Source organism: Blautia sp. AF17-9LB (assembly GCF_003479185.1).
In the GTDB taxonomy this organism is placed as follows: Bacteria; Bacillota; Clostridia; order Lachnospirales; family Lachnospiraceae; genus Fusicatenibacter; species Fusicatenibacter saccharivorans.
This window is the reverse complement of the sequence record NZ_QUGU01000005.1, coordinates 226,079-244,461: the sequence shown is the minus strand read 5'-3', so window position 1 is coordinate 244,461 and position 18,383 is coordinate 226,079. Positions and strand designations below refer to the sequence as shown.

General features: G+C 50.1%; 16 protein-coding genes. 15 read left to right on the top strand and 1 reads right to left on the bottom strand.

The genetic code is table 11. The features are described from left to right. Positions 1-74: 74 nt before the first annotated feature. Genes DWX00_RS07705 through DWX00_RS07695 form a run of 3 tightly spaced genes read left to right on the top strand, consistent with a single transcriptional unit; the run spans position 75 to position 4,837 of the window. The gene (locus tag DWX00_RS07705) at positions 75-1,814 is read left to right on the top strand and encodes an ABC transporter ATP-binding protein (RefSeq protein ID WP_334294900.1); all 1,740 of its coding nucleotides are present in this window, start codon (positions 75-77) and stop codon (positions 1,812-1,814) included. Further along, positions 1,795-3,639, top strand: a complete 1,845-nt coding sequence (locus DWX00_RS07700; protein ID WP_055219380.1) for an ABC transporter ATP-binding protein — start codon at positions 1,795-1,797, stop codon at positions 3,637-3,639. Before DWX00_RS07705 ends, DWX00_RS07700 begins: the two co-directional genes overlap by 20 nt. Before the next feature lie 19 nt (positions 3,640-3,658). Then, positions 3,659-4,837, top strand: coding sequence for a phosphopentomutase (locus tag DWX00_RS07695; protein WP_118594952.1), 1,179 nt, complete (start codon positions 3,659-3,661; stop codon positions 4,835-4,837). Between the two features lie 16 nt (positions 4,838-4,853). Here the strand turns inward: DWX00_RS07695 and DWX00_RS07690 are convergent, their stop codons facing one another. Beyond that, a complete protein-coding gene (locus DWX00_RS07690; RefSeq protein ID WP_055219376.1) occupies positions 4,854-5,471 on the bottom strand; it encodes a hypothetical protein in 618 nt (205 codons plus the stop codon). A gap of 167 nt (positions 5,472-5,638) precedes the next feature. On the opposite strand from DWX00_RS07690, the gene DWX00_RS07685 reads away from it, so the two are divergent. From DWX00_RS07685 to DWX00_RS07635, 12 genes are all read left to right on the top strand, one after another. Next, positions 5,639-6,970, top strand: coding sequence for an MATE family efflux transporter (locus DWX00_RS07685; RefSeq protein ID WP_118594951.1), 1,332 nt, complete (start codon positions 5,639-5,641; stop codon positions 6,968-6,970). Beyond that, a complete protein-coding gene (locus DWX00_RS19460; protein WP_147326094.1) occupies positions 6,943-7,245 on the top strand; it encodes a hypothetical protein in 303 nt (100 codons plus the stop codon). Before DWX00_RS07685 ends, DWX00_RS19460 begins: the two co-directional genes overlap by 28 nt. After that, positions 7,221-8,588: an MATE family efflux transporter gene (locus tag DWX00_RS07680; protein WP_055219374.1), complete on the top strand. Its 1,368-nt coding sequence runs from the start codon at positions 7,221-7,223 to the stop codon at positions 8,586-8,588. Before DWX00_RS19460 ends, DWX00_RS07680 begins: the two co-directional genes overlap by 25 nt. 101 nt (positions 8,589-8,689) lie before the next feature. Then, entirely contained in the window at positions 8,690-10,240 is a 1,551-nt protein-coding gene (locus DWX00_RS07675) for a Mur ligase family protein (RefSeq protein ID WP_118594950.1), read from the top strand. Between the two features lie 503 nt (positions 10,241-10,743). Further along, entirely contained in the window at positions 10,744-11,691 is a 948-nt protein-coding gene (locus DWX00_RS07670) for an L-lactate dehydrogenase (RefSeq protein WP_055219369.1), read from the top strand. Between the two features lie 206 nt (positions 11,692-11,897). Further along, on the top strand, positions 11,898-12,695 hold the full coding sequence (locus DWX00_RS07665) for a CoB--CoM heterodisulfide reductase iron-sulfur subunit B family protein (RefSeq protein ID WP_022461168.1): 798 nt from the start codon (positions 11,898-11,900) through the stop codon (positions 12,693-12,695). Continuing rightward, positions 12,692-13,075, top strand: coding sequence for a 4Fe-4S dicluster domain-containing protein (locus tag DWX00_RS07660; RefSeq protein ID WP_055219367.1), 384 nt, complete (start codon positions 12,692-12,694; stop codon positions 13,073-13,075). The genes DWX00_RS07665 and DWX00_RS07660 overlap by 4 nt, the downstream gene beginning before the upstream one ends. 33 nt (positions 13,076-13,108) lie before the next feature. Next, complete coding sequence (locus DWX00_RS07655) at positions 13,109-15,097, top strand: CoB--CoM heterodisulfide reductase iron-sulfur subunit A family protein (protein ID WP_118594949.1); 1,989 nt, start codon at positions 13,109-13,111, stop codon at positions 15,095-15,097. After that, complete coding sequence (locus DWX00_RS07650) at positions 15,088-15,540, top strand: hydrogenase iron-sulfur subunit (protein WP_055265382.1); 453 nt, start codon at positions 15,088-15,090, stop codon at positions 15,538-15,540. The genes DWX00_RS07655 and DWX00_RS07650 overlap by 10 nt, the downstream gene beginning before the upstream one ends. Then, the gene (locus DWX00_RS07645; protein ID WP_055265384.1) at positions 15,525-16,493 is read left to right on the top strand and encodes a 4Fe-4S dicluster domain-containing protein; all 969 of its coding nucleotides are present in this window, start codon (positions 15,525-15,527) and stop codon (positions 16,491-16,493) included. The genes DWX00_RS07650 and DWX00_RS07645 overlap by 16 nt, the downstream gene beginning before the upstream one ends. Before the next feature lie 3 nt (positions 16,494-16,496). Beyond that, complete coding sequence (locus tag DWX00_RS07640) at positions 16,497-17,522, top strand: 4Fe-4S dicluster domain-containing protein (RefSeq protein ID WP_117801696.1); 1,026 nt, start codon at positions 16,497-16,499, stop codon at positions 17,520-17,522. Further along, a complete protein-coding gene (locus DWX00_RS07635; RefSeq protein ID WP_022461174.1) occupies positions 17,523-18,377 on the top strand; it encodes an FAD/NAD(P)-binding protein in 855 nt (284 codons plus the stop codon). It begins immediately after the preceding gene. The last annotated feature ends 6 nt before the right edge of the window (positions 18,378-18,383 follow it).

Here is an 18,383-nt window from a genome sequence, read left to right as displayed (position 1 = left end):
ACTTACATTATCTCGATGTGATAAGTATATTTAATCACATTTTGAGTGGCAGGACATGACAGAAGATGAATGATATGAAGCGTCTGCTCTCGTATGCAGGTCCCTACAAGCGGGATATGATTTTCGGAGCAGTGCTGGTATTGGTAGAAACGTGTTTTGAACTTTTTATTCCGATTCTGATTTCCAATCTGATTGACATCGGCGTTGCGAACGGCGATATCCCTTACATTTACCGCAAGGGAATCCAGATGGGAGTCTGCGCGCTCTGTGCGCTTGTGACCGGAATTTTATACGCGCACTTTGCGGCGCGGGCGACGTACGGCTGGGGAGCTGAGATCCGGAAGGCGGAGTATGAGAAAATGCAGCAGTATGCATTTTCCAACCTCGACCACTTTGCGGTATCATCCCTGATCACCCGTATGACGACGGATGTTACCGTCATCCAGAATATGGTAAGCGCCGGCTTCCGCCCGATCACGCGCGGACCGTCGCTTCTGATTATGGGAATCGGCCTTTCATTCTATATGAATCCGCGGCTGGCATTTGTATTCCTTGTATGTACCCCGCTTCTTGGCTTTATTCTCTCCCTGATTGTGCGGAGAGTTGCCCCGATGTACACAAAACTGCAGTCCATGGTGGACCGCCTGAACAACGTTGTCCAGGAGGGGCTGACCGCGATCCGTGCCGTCAAAGCTTTCGTGCGGGATGAGTACGAGGAAGACAAATTCAACGAGGTCAACACCGACCTGACCGCAGCGAGCGAGCAGACGTTCCACTACGCCGTGCTGAATCTGCCGGCATTTCAGGGCGTCATGTATACCGCGATCGTGCTGATTCTGTGGTTCGGCGGAAATATGATTCTGAAAAAACAGCTTGCCGTCGGAAACCTGACCGGATTTCTAAGCTACGTCATGCAGGTCATGAACTCGATGATGATGATTGCAAACGTCTTCCTGCTTCTGACCCGTTCCATGGCGAGCGCACACCGGATTGTCGAGGTGCTCGATGAGAAAATCGTGCTCACCTCGCCGGAAAATGGTGTAACAGAAGTGACAGAGGGCAGCGTGGAGTTTGACAACGTATCGTTTAAATACAAAGAAGAAGCAAAAGAGTACGCACTCTCCGATGTTACGCTGAAGATCAAAGCTGGTCAGACGGTAGGAATCCTCGGAGGAACAGGTTCTTCGAAAACGACGCTGGTGCAGCTCATTCCGCGTCTGTATGATACCAGCCGCGGCACCGTCCGCGTCGGCGGAAAGGATGTGCGCGCGTACGATCTTGCCGCTCTCCGCGATGCAGTCAATATCATTCTGCAGAAAAACGTGCTGTTCTCCGGAACCGTGCGTGAAAACCTGAAATGGGGCAATGTGGATGCATCCGATGAGGAGATCTGGGAAGCATGCCGCGCGGCGTGTGCGGATGAATTTTTGAACCGCATGCCGGACGGCCTCGACACCGTGCTCGAGCAGGGCGCAAGCAACCTCTCCGGAGGCCAGAAGCAGCGTCTCTGCATCGCGCGTGCGCTGATCGGAAAGGCAAAAATCCTGATCTTCGATGATTCGACAAGTGCGGTCGACACGGCAACGGAGAAAAAGATCCGCGAGGCACTGGCGGCGCGGAAGAATGTCACAAAAATTATCATTGCGCAGAGAGTAACATCCGTCATGAATACGGATCAGATCATCATTCTTGATGACGGAAAAGTACACCGGATCGGCACGCACGCTGAACTGCTGGCGGATGACCCGATTTATCAGGAAATTTACGCCTCACAGATGAAAGGAGGAGACGAAAATGGCAGCGAGAGCTTATAGCGGAAAGAAACCAAAGAACCTGAAACACACGCTGCGCGTCTTCCTGTCTTATCTGGGACGGCACAAAAAAATGCTCGCAGTCGTAGCGGTACTGGTAACAATCAGCGCGGGAGCCAACCTCTTTGGAACGTATATGATCCGCCCGGTTGTCAACGGACTGGCGGACGGAGATGTGCACACACTGCTGCGCGGCGTGCTGATTACGGCACTCATTTTCGGGTGCGGCGCACTCGCAGCATACGGCTACACGCAGACCATGGTAAAAGCAGCACAGCAGGTTGTATTTGATATCCGCCGCGATCTGTTCGAACACGTCCAGACACTGCCGCTGCAGTTCTTCGACAGCAGACGCCACGGCGATATCATGAGTCTTTTCACGAACGATATCGACACGATGGCAGATGCCCTGAACAACAGTTTTGCGATGGTTATCCAGAGCTTCATCCAGATTGTGGGAACACTGACCTTGCTGTATATCCTAAACTGGCGGCTCTCGCTGATTGTAACGGTGTGCTACGGTATCATGTTCTGGTATATCAAGTTCAGCGGAAAGCGCAGCAAGGGTTATTATACGAAGCAGCAGAACAGCCTCGGAGAACTGAACGGCTATATTGAGGAGCTGATCACCGGACAGAAAGTCGTCAAGGTGTTCCACCACGAAGAAGAGAGCTTTACGGAATTCTGCAAAAAGAATGAGGAGCTCCGGAAAGCGGGAACCGGCGCGCAGGGGTATGCGGCGACGATGGTTCCTGTCGTTGTCAGCATTTCGTATGTCAATTATGCGATTGTGGCAGTGCTCGGCGGCCTTCTCGCCCTGCACGGAAAAGCCGATATCGGAAGCCTGGCAAGCTACCTTGTCTTTGTCCGCCAGGCGGCGCTTCCGATCAACCAGTTCACCCAGCAGAGCAACTTCCTTCTCTCAGCGCTCGCCGGTGCGGAGCGTGTCTTCGACGTGATGAGCCTGGAGCCGGAAATCGATGAGGGAAAAGTGGAACTGGTCAACGTAAAAGAAGAGAACGGCGCACTTGCCGTCTGCGAAGAGACAACAGGCCGCTGGGCATGGAAGCGCCCGGACGGAACGATGACGGAATTAAAGGGCGATGTGCGTTTTGAAAACGTGGATTTCGGCTACACGGCAGACCGTCTGATCTTAAAGAACATCAGCCTGTATGCCAAACCAGGCCAGAAAATTGCTTTTGTCGGTTCCACAGGAGCCGGAAAAACGACGATCACGAACCTGATCAACCGTTTCTACGACGTCCAGGGCGGCGCGGTTGTCTACGACGGCATTGACGTAAAAGATATCGAAAAAGACGCTCTGCGCCACTCCCTCGGTATCGTTCTGCAGGATACCCATCTGTTCACGGGAACCGTAGCAGAAAACATCCGTTTTGGAAAACTCGATGCCACGCAGGAAGAAATTGAACATGCGGCCAAAATTGCGAATGCGGATTCCTTCATCCGCCGTCTGCCGAACGGCTACGACACGATGCTGACCTCCGACGGAGCCAACCTCTCCCAGGGCCAGCGCCAGCTTCTCGCGATTGCCCGTGCCGCCGTTGCCGATCCGCCGGTGCTGATTCTTGACGAGGCAACATCTTCCGTTGACACCAGAACCGAGGCGCTGATCGAAAAAGGAATGGACCAGCTCATGGAGGGCAGAACCGTATTTGTCATCGCCCACCGCTTAAGCACCGTGCGAAACGCCAATGCGATCATGGTGCTGGAGCAGGGAAATATCGTAGAGCGCGGCGACCACGACGCACTTCTGGCACAGAAAGGAAAATATTATCAGCTCTATCATGGAATGTTTGAGCTGAGTTAAAAAGAAAGGAGTAAAGAGTATGAGAAAATATAACCGTATTTTTCTGATCGTCCTGGATTCTCTCGGAATCGGGGCGATGGCGGATTCGGAGAAGTTTGGGGATGTCGGTGTCAATACCTTCGGCCACATCTGGGAGAGTCAGGGAGGCCTTGAAATCCCGAACCTGCGCCGCCTCGGCATGGGAAATCTCTGCGGTGTGACAGAGGATGAGGCAAAGAGTTACGCCAGAAGACTGAACGAGGCGAGCAACGGAAAAGACACCATGACCGGCCACTGGGAGATGATGGGAATTTACACGACAAAGCCGTTCGTTACGTTCACCGACCACGGATTTCCGAAAGAACTGATCGACGAGCTGGAAAAACGAACCGGCAGAAAGATCATCGGCAATAAGGCGGCGAGCGGAACGGAGATCCTCGATGAGCTGGCAGAGCGCGAGATCGAAAACGGAGAACTGATTGTCTATACCTCGGCGGATTCCGTACTGCAGATCTGCGGCAACGAGGAGACGATGGGACTGGAGACGCTGTATCATTACTGCGAGATTGCCCGTGAGCTGACCATGAAAGACGAGTGGAAAGTCGGCCGTGTCATTGCAAGACCGTACGTCGGAAAGAAAAAAGGAGAGTTCGTCCGCACCGCAAACCGTCACGACTACGCTGTCAAACCGACGGGAAAAACCGTGCTCAACGCGATGCAGGAGGCAGGATATGATGTCATCAGTATCGGAAAAATCAACGATATTTTCTGCGGCGAGGGCATCACGGAGAGTCTGAAATCCAAGAGCAGCGTCCACGGCATGGAGCAGACGATTGAGACGGCAGGAAAAGAGTTTACCGGACTGTGCTTTGTCAACCTCGTCGATTTCGATGCACTCTGGGGCCACAGAAGAAACCCGGAAGGCTACGGAAAAGAGATTGAAAAATTCGATGTGAACCTTGGAAAGCTGCTGGAGCAGTTAAAAGACGACGATCTGCTCCTGATCACGGCAGACCACGGCAACGACCCGACTTATACCGGAACGGACCACACCAGAGAACAGGCGCCGCTCCTTGCGTACTCACCGTCTATGAAGGAGAGCGGCCTTCAGGAGACGAAGGACACCTTCGCTGTGATCGGCGCATCCGTTGCAGAGAACTTCGGCGTAAAAATGCCGGAGGGAACGATCGGAACATCGATCCTGGAATCGTGGAAATAAGGAAGCGATGGCGTTTTCAGCTGAGGCGGTAAGAACCTTTCGAAAGTTTCACAAGCTGTCCTTCTTCGAGCAGCTTCTTTAAAACCCGCTGGAGCTGGCGGCGGCTGCAGTGGAGCTGCATGGCCATCTTTTCCACGCCGGAAAACGTCTGATCCGGACAGCGCTCTGAGAGATAAGAGAGGAAGGATTCCTCGAGCGTGGAAAAATTCGACTGGGAGCTGGAATAAAGCATCAGCTTTTCGGTGACAGAGTTTAAAAGATATCGTAAAAAGCGGTTGTCGTTCAGCAGAAGCTCTTTCGTGGAAGCGAGCGGCAGAACAATACAAAGCGCGGTGGTGCGTGCCTCGATCTGGTGCGTATCATCGCGTTTTCCGCAGAATTCCATATCGCCGATGCAGGTAAAGCCGTCGAGATAGCCGATCGGGTAGCTCGTGCCGTCGGCGCGGTTGGCGCTGATCTCGATGGAACCGTCCACGAGGAACGAGAGGTATTCCTCCGGATTCAGCGTGTCGAGCCGTTCGCCCTTTTCAAACTGATACAGAGAAAATGCGAGATCCGGGGTATCGAAAAGAGATGGGATCTCATGTTTCTGAAGATAAAAGTCCAGCAGAGCCGGATCAAAAATTCGTTTCATAGGAAAATCCTTTCACAGAAAAATTTTTGGAAAACTTTTTCTTTATTGTGACATATGACACAAGAAAAAGCAAGAAAGTCTGCTAAGATAAACCAGAATGAAAAATGTTACAGTTTGCTGGGTACCAGTGAACTGTAACCGAAAAAGAGGAAAGGGGAGTTTTCAAAATGGAAAACGAATTATTTGAGAAAACAAAAGTGTCCAAAGCATATATGACGCTCGCACTTCCGGTCGTGCTCGGCATGGTCGTGTCGCTGATCTATAATATGGTAGATACTTTTTTCATCGCGCGGACCGGAAACACGGCACTGATTGCCGGCGTATCGCTCGGCACACCGATTTTCACGCTGATGATTGCACTCGGTGACATCTTCGGCGTCGGCGGCAGTTCCGTCATTTCGCGCCTCTTCGGTAAAAAAGAGTACGAGGACGGAAGACGGATCAGCGTATTCTGCTTTTACGCAGCGATTGCTGTCGGCATTGCGGTCAGCATCATCCTGCTTGCCGCCAAACAGCCGATCCTTGGCCTGCTTGGCTGTGATGAGACGACGTGGCAGTATGCGGGGGACTATTACCAGTGGATTGCACTCGGCGCACCGTTTATCATCCTGCAGCTGACGCCGAACAATCTTCTTCGGACCGAGGGCTTCGCAAAAGCCTCGATGATCGGAACAATGCTGGGAGCCGTCGTCAACATCATTCTTGACCCGATCTTTATTTACACGCTCGGCATGGGAGCAGCCGGAGCAGCGATTGCAACGGTGATCGGCAACATCTGCGGTGATATTTTCTATGTTATCTTTATGATAAAGAAATGCCGCTATCTCTCCGTCGATTTCCGAAAACTGAAAATGACCGGAGCAGAGGTGCTCGCCGTTCTTGCCATCGGCATTCCGGCATCCGTCACAAACTTCATGCAGAGCATCGGCGTGACGCTGACGAACCGATTTTTGCAGCCGTATGGAACGGACAAAGTTGCAGCGATGGGAATTGCTTTGAAAATTATTATGATTTCTGTTCTTGTGATGGTCGGTTTCGCTTTTGGCGGACAGCCGCTGGTCGGATACAATTATGGAGCGAAAAATAAAAAACGTCTCAGTGAGACGATCCGCTTTGCCTTCCTCCTGGAAGTGCTGACCGGTGCCGGAATGGCGGTTGTGCTCGGTGCGGCGGCTCCGCTTCTCGTGGGACTGTTCTTAAAAGAGGCGGATGTCATTGCAGTGGCCCAGCAGATCCTCCGCGTCCAGCTCATTGGTATGCCGTTTGTTGGTATCGTACTCGCATCGACCTGTATTTTCCAGGCGATCGGAAACGGGGCAGGAGCAATGATTCTTTCAGCAGGACGTCAGGGCGTGATTTTTGCCATTGTAATTTTCTGCGCTTCAAAACTTGCCGGTTTTTCCGGTGTTATTGCCTCCCAGCCGGTTTCTGATTTTCTGACCGCATTGGTGGCTGTGATGATTCTGCTTCAGTGGAAAAAGAAAGAATTTGCAAAATAAGAAAGAACAGCAAAGCGGCTGCGGCACAGCGTTCCGGAACGGGAACCTGCCGCAGCCGCTTTTGGCGTGCGCAAAAAAACAGAATTCCTGCACAGGCGGCCGCCATGTCAAAAACACGTAAAAGTGATGAAAAAACGTCTCTTAATTCGGCAGTATTACGGGATTGCATTCTGAGAAAACAAGATATAAAATGGCATGAGATTCGACAAAAAGGGGAAGCAAAAACATACGACAATAGGGAGGACATCACATGGCAACAAAGAAAAGTGCAGTAAAAGATCTGACAAACGGCAGCCCGGTAAAACTGATTCTGGGGTTTGCACTGCCGCTGCTGCTCGGCATGCTGTTCCAGCAGTTTTACAGCATGGTCGATACGATTATTGTAGGAAAATTCTTAGGCGCGAAAGCGCTCGCGGCTGTTGGCAGTACAGGTTCGATCAACTTCATGATCGTGGGATTCTGTATGGGAGTCTGCAGCGGATTTGCAATTCCGGTTGCGCAGATGTTCGGGGCAGGAGACCGGAAAGCGCTGTGCCGGTATGTAGGAAATGGAGCCGTCCTGGCCGGTATTCTTTCCGTGGTGATGACCGTTCTTGTCTGCATCTGGTGCCGCGACATTCTGATTCTGATGAAAACCCCGTCCGATATTCTGGACGGTGCATACGCTTACATCTTTGTTATTTTCCTCGGAATTCCGCTTATGGTGCTCTATAACCAGACATCAGCAATCATGCGGAGCCTCGGCGACAGCCGCTCCCCACTGATTTTCCTCGGTATCTCTTCAATACTGAATATCGTGCTAGATCTTGCGCTGGTCCGCCCGATGGGAGTAGCGGGAACCGCGTGGGCGACGATTATCGCGCAGGGAGTCTCTGGATTCCTGTGTCTCTTTTATATGAAGAAAAAATTCACCATCCTTGCTTTTACGAGAGAGGACTGGAAGCTGCACAAGCATTATGTGCTTAATCTGTGCAATATGGGAATCCCGATGGGATTGCAGTATTCAATCACCGCGATCGGAAGTGTTATTTTGCAGACCGCTGTCAACGGCCTTGGTTCCACTGCGGTTGCATCTGTTACGGCTGCCGGTAAAATTTCCATGTTCTGCTGCTGCCCGTTCGACGCGCTCGGCTCCACTATGGCGACGTATGCCGGACAGAACGTCGGTGCGAAGAAGATGGATCGTGTCAACACCGGTATTTTGACAAGTTCCATTATTGGAAGCGTGTATTCCGTGGTCATTTTAGGAGTTATGTTTCTGTGGTCCCGCCAGATTTCGCTTCTCTTTGTAGATGCATCCGAGACGGTCATCCTCGACCAGGCGCGTCAGATGCTGCTGATCAACATGGTATTTTACATTCCGCTGACCCTTGTCAATGTCGTACGCTTTACCGTGCAGGGCATGGGCTTCAGCAAATTTGCAATCCTTGCCGGCGTCTGCGAGATGATCGGCCGTTCGGTGGTAGCCTTTTTCCTGGTTCCGTATTTTGGTTACACCGCAGTCTGCTTCGCAAGCCCGGTGGCATGGATTCTCGCCGATCTGTTTCTCGTTCCGGCGTACCTGTACTGCGCAAAAACGCTTCGTTCTCTTTTTGAGAAAAATGCGCAGATGATGTAAGCCGTGCCGCAAGATGGACAAGCTGTTTCAATTCTGGTATAATGGAGCCTGGATTTTAGGAAAGCTGAAAAAGAATCCCATAGAAGAGAGGAAGATATCCTATGAAACAGTCGGTATTAGAATATAAGAAACTTCTGGAGCAGAAAGGCCTTCTGGTGGAATTTGCAGAGCCGGAAGGAAAAGAAGGAGAGGACAGACCCGTTACCCTCGTAACGTATTTTTCGGGCGGAGCGGATCAGGGAACGCTGTTTCTCTGCAAAGGAGCTGCATTCAAAGAGGCATACTTAAAAGACGCCGTAAACCGCGGTGCTGTTGCCTATGTAAGTGAAAAAGAATACGAAGCGGGAAAAGAAATTCCGGCGCTCATCGTCAACGATGCCAGAAAAGCACAGTTTGTGCTGGGTGAGGCGTTTTACGATTATCCGGCAAAGTCGCTGCATGTCACGGCGCTGACCGGAACAAAAGGAAAGACAACGACAGCCTACTACCTGCAGTCGATGCTCGATGCCTGCCTGAAAAAACAGGGCGGAAACGGATGTGCACTATTAAGTTCGATTGAATATTACGACGGAAAGACGAGAGAAGCATCAACGCTCACCACGCCGGAATCCCTGGAGCTGTGCCGCCATATGCGCAATGCCGTAGATGCAGGCCTTTCCCATATGGTGATGGAAGTATCCTCCCAGGCGCTCAAATACGAGAGAGTCGGAAACACGCATTTTGATACCGCCATTTTCCTGAACATCTCCAAGGACCACATCAGCCCGACGGAGCACAAGGATTTTGATGATTATTTCCAGTCGAAATTAAAGATCTTCGACCGCTGCACCTGCGCCTGCGTGAACCTGGACAGCGACCATATCGGGGAAATCCTGAAAGCTGCGGCAAAATGTGAGCGCGTCGTTACGTTTGGATCAAAAGAAAATGCTGTAATCCGCGTGAGTGATATCAAGCCGGGCAGAGGAAAATTCTATTTCCATGTGGCAGGACCGGATTTCTCGGAAGATTTTACCCTGCCGGTGCACGGAGCCTTCAATGTGGAGAATGCCGTAGCTGCCATTGCGGCTGCCTGGTCGATGGGAATCCCGGTTTCGCTGATCAAGGAAAGCCTCCTTGGCGTCACCGTTCCGGGAAGGATGGAGACGTATGAGAGCAGCGCGGGCGAGGTCACGGCGATCGTGGATTTCGCGCACAATGGCCTGAGTTTTGAAAAAATGTTTGATACCGTAGCACTCGAATACCCGGGGAGCCGCGTAAGCGTTGTGTTCGGAACCCCGGGCGGAAAAGCATTCAACCGCAGAAAAGATATGGGTGAGATTTCCGGAAAACGGGCGGACCGGATTTTCCTCGTACCGGATGATCCGGGAAACGAAGATCCGCAGGCGATCTGTGAGGAGATCGGCGGGTACATAGCAAAGGAAGGTGCATCCTTCCAGATCCGCATGGACCGCGGAGCAGCAATCCGGGAGGCGATTCTTGGCGCCGTACCGGGAGAGGTTGTTCTGATCCTTGGAAAAGGCGCGGACGTGACGATGCACGTCGGAAACAGAAATGTGCCGTACCGGTCAGATGCCGTCTATGCAAAAGAGGCGCTTGCCGAATATGGAAATGCATTTGCCGAAGCGGCAACGGCTCGTGAAACAGAAGAATAGAAGCAAAAACAGAAAAAACAGAGCAAAAAAGACACGGAACAGAAAAATCCGTGTCTTTTTTGCGTCTGGCGGCAGCAGAAATGAAAATCAGACAGGAAATTTGGCGGATACATCCTACAAAATGTAGAAAAGAAGGACAGAAACTAGCCCGTATGACGAAAAGTTGTTAAAAATATAACGAACGAAAGTTAGACTTGTGAAACTAAACACAGAAAGCAAAAACCCGGGAACCATGCGGAAAAAGACGAATTCTGCGGGATGAAGGACAAAGCTGTAAGTTTTTGGAAAGAATTCTTGTGAAAAAGAACAAAAAATGGTATAATTGTATTGAAATATATCCAGAACACCCCTTCTGGAAGCGTACGGGCTCAGTGAGAAAAAAGATTTCACGAAAATGCTCGAAAAAAACACTTGTTAAATTCTTGTCATAGTGCTATGATAAGGAAAGTGAAAAATTTATCAATCACAAAAACCAACTAGGGGTATTTTAGAAAGGAGTATTTATGAGCAGCAAGATTACCATCATTGGAGCTGGAAGCGTTGGATCTACGATCGCCTATACACTGTCGAACGAAGACATCGCGTCTGAGATTGTTCTCATCGATATTAACAAGAAAAAAGTAGAGGGAGAGGTTATGGATATCGCGCAGGGTACCTGCTTCCGCGATCCGGTCTCCATCATCGCAGGTGAGTATGAGGATGCCAAGGACTCTGATATCGTAATTATTACTTCCGGTATTGCAAGAAAGCCTGGCCAGACCCGTATTGAGCTGACCCAGACCAACGTAAACATCTTAAAATCCATCACACCGGAAATCGTAAAAGCGGCTCCGAATGCCATCTACATCATTGTAAGCAACCCGGTTGATATCATGACCTACGTGTTTACAAAGATCTCCGGACTTCCGGAAAACCAGATCCTTGGTTCTGGTACCATGCTGGATTCCGCGAGACTTCGCTGCGGACTGTCTGAACACCTCAACATTGCCCAGAAAAACATCCACGCTTACGTATTCGGTGAGCACGGCGATACTTCCTTCATTCCGTGGAGCGGCGCTTACGTTTCCGGTGTCAGTCTGGACGAGTACTACGAGACCGTAGAAAAAATGGGCAGGAACGTAACCAAGATCGACAAAGATGCTATGCTGGAGTACGTAAGAACTTCCGGCGGACAGGTTATTGCAAACAAAGGAGCTACTTTCTATGCAGTATCTGTTGCAGTATGCAAACTGGTAGCAACCATTCTTTCTTCTTCCGATTCTGTAGCAACCGTATCTTCCATGATGCACGGTGAGTACGGCATCGAGGATGTATGCTTAAGCACACTGACCCTCGTTGGACCGAAAGGCGTACAGGGCAAGATTCCGATGCGTATGACAAAAGAGGAAGTAGAAAAACTCAAAGCAAGTGCCGACGCATTAAAAGCAGTTATCGCACAGATCGAGCACTAAGAGCGGGCAATAAGCTCAAAACATAAAATTTATGGCAGTGGCAGAAAGTGCGAAAGAGCGGTATCTCCCACTGCCTTAACGTGCGCCTGAAGAAATTTTCCGCCGGGTGTACATAAAAAGAGTACCGGAAACTTTTCCGGTGCCGGACAGAAGATACCGCAGGAAAAATGGAAACCAACAGGAGCAAGTAAGAAAGGAGCAATTCCATGACCTACAGTTATTTTCCGGGCTGTACGCTGAAGAACAAAGCAAAAGATCTGGATCATTATGCCAGAGAGTGCGCAAAAGTTCTGGGATTTGAACTGGAAGAAATTGAAAACTGGCAGTGCTGCGGAGCTGTGTATCCACAGGCATCCGATGAAATCGCCACAAAACTTTCTTCGGTTCGCGCCTTAGCAGACGCCAAAGAAAAAGGACAGGATCTGATCACAGTCTGTTCCGCCTGTCATCACGTGATCAAACGCGTAAACGATGACATGGCGAATGTAGAAGACATTCAGACAAAAGTAAACAACTACATGGCTCTTTCCGAGCCATATCTTGGCGAAACGAAAGTACTTCATTATCTGGAAGTGCTGCGTGACGTCGTTGGATTTGACAAGATCAAAGAGAAAGTGGTAAATCCATTAAAAGGAAGAAAAATCGGCGCATATTACGGCTGTATGCTGCTTCGTCCGAGCACCACAATGCAGTTTGACGATCCGGAAAATCCGACAATCATTGAAGACTTTATCAAGGCCCTTGGCGCAACACCGGTCGTATATCCGATGAGAAATGAGTGCTGCGGCGGCTACATATCCCTCAAAGAAAAGAAAATGGCATCCAACATGGTAGACCAGATCATGGCATCCGCATCCTACAAAGGAGCAGAAGAACTGATCACTGCATGTCCGCTTTGCATGTACAACCTGCGCAATAACGGAACAAAAGAAGGTCTTCCGGTTACCTACTTTACCGAGCTTCTTGCAGAAGCACTCGGCATCAAAGAGGAGGTGCAGGCATGAAAATTGCAACATCCGATGAAATCCGTGCCATCGCCGGTGTGGATACCAGAAAATGTATGAAATGCGGTAAATGTTCCGCATCCTGTCCTGCTTATAACGAAATGGACATCCGTCCGCATCAGTTTGTATCTTACGTACAGAACGGCGATGTGGAAGCACTGATGAACTCCAAGTCCATCTGGAAATGCCTCTCCTGCTTCGCATGTGTAGAGCGCTGTCCAAGAGACGTAAAACCTGCCAAACTGATCGAGGCAGTTCGTCTTTCCGTGATCCGTCAGAGAGGAGAGAATTATCTTTCTCCGGATGAAATTCCGGCTCTTCTGGATGATGAGACTCCGCAGCAGCTTCTGATGAGTGCATTCCGTAAATATAGAAAGTAAAAAACAACCCATCCACAGAAAGGTGAGAGAAAAGTGCAAAGAATAGGAGTATTTGTCTGCCACTGCGGTACAAATATTGCGGCTACGGTTGATGTCAAAAAAGTTGTTGACGTCATCAGCAAAGAGCCGGGTGTTGTTCATGCAGAGGATTATCAGTATATGTGTTCCGAAACAGGTCAGCAGAAAGTGATCGATGCCATTCAGAATGAGCATCTGACCGGCGTTGTCATCTGTTCCTGCTCTCCGCGTATGCATGAAGGAACGTTCCGCAAAGCAGCAGAAAAAGCGGGCCTGAACCCGTATCAGCTGGAGATTGCAAACATTCGTGAGCAGTGTTCCTGGATTCATAAAGACATGGAAGAGGCTACCGAGAAGGCCGTAATTCTGGCCCGTGCAGCCGTTGCTAAAGTTATGCTGGATACCCCGCTTACCCCGGGCGAGAGCCGCGTTGTAAAACGTGCGCTGGTGATCGGAGGCGGTATCGCAGGTATTCAGACTGCACTGGATATCGCAGATGCAGGCTATGAAGTAGATATCGTAGAGAAGACCCCGAGTATCGGCGGAAGAATGTCACAGCTTGACAAGACATTCCCGACCCTCGACTGTTCTTCCTGTATCCTGACTCCTCGTATGGGAGAGGTAAACGCGCATGAGAAGATCAACATCTATACCTACAGCGAGGTAGAGAGCGTTGGCGGATTCGTCGGTGATTTCAAAGTAGACATCCGTAAGAAAGCAAGATACGTAGATATGGACAAATGTACCGGATGCGGACTCTGTCAGGAGAAATGTCCTTCCAAGAAGAACCTGAGCGAGTTCAACAGAGGCCTGTCCAACCGTACTGCAATCTACACACCGTTCGCACAGGCAGTTCCGAACGTACCGGTTATTGATACTGCAAACTGTATCCACTTCAAAACCGGAAAATGCGGTATCTGCTCCAAAGTCTGTGCAGCAGGTGCAGTAAACTACGACCAGAAAGATGAAGTAATCACCAGAGAGTACGGCGCAATTGTTGTGGCAACTGGTTTCGATACCATCAGTCTGGACAAGTTTGACGAATATTATTACAACCAGAGCAAAGACGTAATTACCTCCCTTGAGATGGAGCGTCTGATGAATGCTGCCGGCCCGACAGGCGGTAAAGTAGTACGTCTTTCCAACGGCGAGCATCCGAAGGATATCGTATTTATCCAGTGTGTCGGTTCCCGTGACGTGACCTGCAGAGGAAAGAGCTACTGCTCCAAGATCTGCTGTATGTACACCGCAAAACAGGCTATGCTGGTGCGTGACCATTATCCGGATGTCAACGTACATGTCTTCTACATTGATGTTCGTACCCCGGGTAAAAACTTCGATGAGTTCTATCGCCGTGCGGTAGAAGAGTTCAATGTAGACTACATCAAAGGCCAGGTAGGAAAAGTATCCGAGGCTCCGAACGGACGTCTTCTGGTACAGGGTTCCGACCTGCTTGACAACCGTCAGATCAAAATGGAAGCAGACCTTGTTGTCCTTGCAACTGCTATCGAGCCGAGCAAAGATGCAAGAAAACTGGCTACCATGCTGACTGCAAGTATGGATACCAACGATTTCTTTACTGAGGCACACGCAAAACTGCGTCCGGTAGAGTCCCCGACCGCAGGTGTCTTCCTCTCCGGCGTATGCCAGGGACCGAAAGATATCCCGGAGACCGTTGCACAGGCAGGAGCTGCTGCTGTCAAAGTAGTCGGACTGCTGGCAAAAGACAAACTGACCACCAACCCGTGTACAGCAGAATCCAATCCGCTGTTCTGTAATGGATGTGCATCCTGTGAAAAAGTCTGCCCATACGGCGCAATTTCCTACGAAGACCGTCAGGTCAACGACCATGGAATCCGTGAAACCAGACATGTGGCAGTCGTTAACGGCGCACTTTGCCATGGATGCGGTGCATGTACCGTTGCATGTCCGTCCGGCGCTATGGACCTGAAAGGATTCTCCAATAGACAAATTCTCGCGGAGGTAGATGCAATATGCCGATAGATAACAACGAAAACAAAGAATTTAAGCCAGTCATCGTGGCATTCTGCTGCAACTGGTGCTCCTACGCAGGAGCAGACCTAGCAGGTTCCAGCCGTCTTTCCTATCCGGCAGACGTAAAGATCATCCGTGTTCCATGTTCCTGCCGTGTCAATCCGCTCTTCATCTTAAGAGCATTCCAGAAGGGCGCTGACGGAGTCATCCTCTGCGGATGCCATCCGGGAGACTGCCATTACAGCACAGGAAACTATTATGCAAGAAGACGTATGACCCTGCTGTTCTCCATGCTGGATTACATGGGCGTTGAGAACGGACGTACCCGTGTGGAATGGGTATCCGCCGCAGAAGGTGTGAAATTCTCCCAGACCATGAACGAGTTCATCGAGCAGGTTACAAGCCTTGGTAAGAATGTCAGATTGGAGGATTTACGATGCAAGAAAAATTAGTATCCCGCGCAAAAGAGCTTCTGTCTGACGGTACCGTAGTCCGTGTTCTTGGCTGGAGAAAAGGTGACACTGATTTCAGTGCAGAGCCTGCATTCTTCGAGACTGCCGAGAGCCTTTCCGAGTTTACCTACGACGGATTCTGCGGCGCAAACCTTAGCAAATACATGATTAAAGCATCGAAAGAAGAAGGAAAAACACTCGTTTTCTTAAAACCGTGTGATACTTACAGCTTTAATCAGTTAATCAAAGAGCATCGTGTGGATCGCGAGAAAACCTATATCGTCGGCATCGGCTGCGATGGAAAACTCGATATCGAAAAGATCCGTGAAGCAGGATGCAAGGGTATTACCGCTGTAACAGAAGACGGCGATACCATCAAAGTGGCAACTGTTTACGGCGACAAAGAGCTCGCAAGAGAGGATGTTATCCTGGAAAGATGCAAAGCCTGCAAGGGCGGAAAACACGTTGCCTACGACGAGCTGGCAGAGAACTGCGACGAAGAGAAACCGGCAAAAGAAGGCCGTTTTGAACTGGTTGAGAAGCTCGAGGCAATGGCTCCGGAAGAGCGTTTCGCATTCTGGCAGAACGAACTGTCCCGCTGTATCCGCTGTAATGCATGCCGTAACGTATGTCCGGCCTGCAGCTGTATCAAATGTGTCTTCGATAATGACCGTTACGATACCGCACAGAAAGCAAATACGACTACATTTGAAGAGCAGATGTTCCACATTATCCGTGCATTCCACGTTGCCGGACGCTGCACCGACTGTGGCGAGTGTTCCCGTGTATGTCCGCAGCACATTCCGCTGCACCTGCTGAACCGTAAATTCATCAAAGATATCGACGAGTTCTACGGAGAGTATCAGGCAGGCGCCGATACCGACAGCCGTGCACCGCTCACCAACTTCACACAGGAAGATGTAGAGCCAAGTATCGTTAAGGAAAGGGGTTAAGGGATGTATCAGATTAGCAGAGAAAAAATGCCGGAGCTCCTTGCCGCTGTTGCAAAGGAGATGGATCTTTTCCTTCCGGTACAAAACAATGGAATTACCAATTTCGGTTTCTGGACCGAGGACGCAGACGTGGATCTCGATACCTTAAAAACCGTAAAATCCCCGAAAGATGCCTTTTTCCCGCAGAGTGAAATTCTTTACTCCTGCTATCAGAAGGCAAATAAAACCAGCATTGAACCGGCTGCATTAAAAGACGCACCGTTTGCTATCTTCGGCGTTCGTCCGTGCGATGTCAGAGCGTTCGATGTTCTGGACCGCGTTTTCTTAAGCGAGCCTGCAGACGTTTACTATGCAGCAAGAAGAGAGCACGGCATCGTTGTTTCCCTGGCTTGTCATGAGCCGGAAGACAGCTGCTTCTGTAAAACCTTCGGCATCGATGCTGCAGAACCGGCAGCAGATGTTGCTATGTGGCAGGTAGCTGACGGTTATGCATGGGAAGCAAAAACCGAAAAAGGCCAGAAACTGACCGAGCTTGTAAAAGCTTACCTGACCGAGCAGGATCTTACCAAAGAAGTAGAGGCTGAGAAAGAAGCAATCCGTACTCTGATCGACAAGATGCCAAACAGCAACCTTTCCCTCGAGGGATGGGGCGTTGGCAAGACAAAAGAACGTTTTGACGATCCGAAGTGGAAAGAACTTTCCGATGCCTGCTTAGGCTGCGGAACCTGTACGTTCTCCTGCCCGACCTGCCAGTGCTACGATATCAAAGACTTTAACACCGGAAACGGTGTACAGCGTTACCGCTGCTGGGATTCCTGCATGTACTCTGATTTCACCATGATGGCAGCAGGAAACAACCGTACCACACAGCTGCAGCGTTTCCGTCAGCGTTTCATGCACAAACTGGTATACTTCCCGGACAACAACGACGGAATGTATTCCTGCGTCGGATGTGGACGCTGCGTAGAGAAATGCCCGCAGTCGCTGAACATTGTCAAAGTAATCAAACGCATGGGAGGTACCAAGTAAATGTGCAATTGTAGTTGTGGAAGCGAAGAAAAGAAAAACGCTTTGCTGCCGCAGGTCGGTATCATCACAGATATCCGCCGCGAAACACCGGACGTAAAAACATTCCGTATCGTTCGTCCGGACGGCACCAAGCTGTTTGAACATATGCCTGGCCAGTGCGCAATGCTCTGTGTACCGGGTGTCGGAGAGGCACTGTTTTCCATTACCTCTTCCCCGACAAACAAAGAGTACCAGGAGTTCTCCATCAAGGAGTGCGGTACTTTAACGAATTATCTTCACAACATGTCCGTAGGAGATGAAATCCTGGTTCGTGGACCGTATGGAAATCATTTCCCGGTAGAAACCGTATTAAAAGGACAGGATCTGCTGTTCATCGCCGGAGGTATCGGACTTGCTCCACTGCGTTCTGTTATTAATTACGTACTGGACAATCGTGATAACTACGGTACCGTAGATATCGTTTACGGTTCCCGTTCCAAAGACGATCTGGTACAGTTAAAAGAGATCCAGGAAGTATGGGCGAAAGCAAAAGATGTCAACGTGCATCTGACGATTGACCGTGAACAGGAAGGCTGGGACGGCCATGTAGGATTCGTTCCGAACTATGTAAAAGAACTGAATATGTCTGTTGACAAAACAGCTCTGATCTGCGGACCGCCGATCATGATCAAATTTGTTCTTCAGGGACTTCAGGAGCTGGGCTATGAGAAAACACAGGTTTACACCACTTTGGAGCTTCGTATGAAATGCGGTATCGGAAAATGCGGCCGCTGCAACATCGGAGACAAATACGTCTGCAAAGACGGCCCGGTTTTCCGCTGCGACGAGATTGACGAATTACCGAACGAATATTAAACGGAG

Excerpts from the sequence above, each read along its gene's own strand:
- DWX00_RS07640 (WP_117801696.1), top strand. The coding sequence starts at position 16,497 with ATGTATCAGATTAGCAGAGAAAAAATGCCGGAGCTCCTTGCCGCTGTT.
- DWX00_RS07645 (WP_055265384.1), top strand. The coding sequence starts at position 15,525 with ATGCAAGAAAAATTAGTATCCCGCGCAAAAGAGCTTCTGTCTGACGGT.
- DWX00_RS07685 (WP_118594951.1), top strand. The coding sequence starts at position 5,639 with ATGGAAAACGAATTATTTGAGAAAACAAAAGTGTCCAAAGCATATATG.
- DWX00_RS07635 (WP_022461174.1), top strand. The coding sequence starts at position 17,523 with ATGTGCAATTGTAGTTGTGGAAGCGAAGAAAAGAAAAACGCTTTGCTG.
- DWX00_RS07695 (WP_118594952.1), top strand. The coding sequence starts at position 3,659 with ATGAGAAAATATAACCGTATTTTTCTGATCGTCCTGGATTCTCTCGGA.
- DWX00_RS07665 (WP_022461168.1), top strand. The coding sequence starts at position 11,898 with ATGACCTACAGTTATTTTCCGGGCTGTACGCTGAAGAACAAAGCAAAA.
- DWX00_RS07670 (WP_055219369.1), top strand. The coding sequence starts at position 10,744 with ATGAGCAGCAAGATTACCATCATTGGAGCTGGAAGCGTTGGATCTACG.
- DWX00_RS07650 (WP_055265382.1), top strand. The coding sequence starts at position 15,088 with ATGCCGATAGATAACAACGAAAACAAAGAATTTAAGCCAGTCATCGTG.
- DWX00_RS07680 (WP_055219374.1), top strand. The coding sequence starts at position 7,221 with ATGGCAACAAAGAAAAGTGCAGTAAAAGATCTGACAAACGGCAGCCCG.
- DWX00_RS07700 (WP_055219380.1), top strand. The coding sequence starts at position 1,795 with ATGGCAGCGAGAGCTTATAGCGGAAAGAAACCAAAGAACCTGAAACAC.
- DWX00_RS07660 (WP_055219367.1), top strand. The coding sequence starts at position 12,692 with ATGAAAATTGCAACATCCGATGAAATCCGTGCCATCGCCGGTGTGGAT.
- DWX00_RS07690 (WP_055219376.1), bottom strand. The coding sequence starts at position 5,471 with ATGAAACGAATTTTTGATCCGGCTCTGCTGGACTTTTATCTTCAGAAA.
- DWX00_RS07675 (WP_118594950.1), top strand. The coding sequence starts at position 8,690 with ATGAAACAGTCGGTATTAGAATATAAGAAACTTCTGGAGCAGAAAGGC.
- DWX00_RS07705 (WP_334294900.1), top strand. The coding sequence starts at position 75 with ATGAAGCGTCTGCTCTCGTATGCAGGTCCCTACAAGCGGGATATGATT.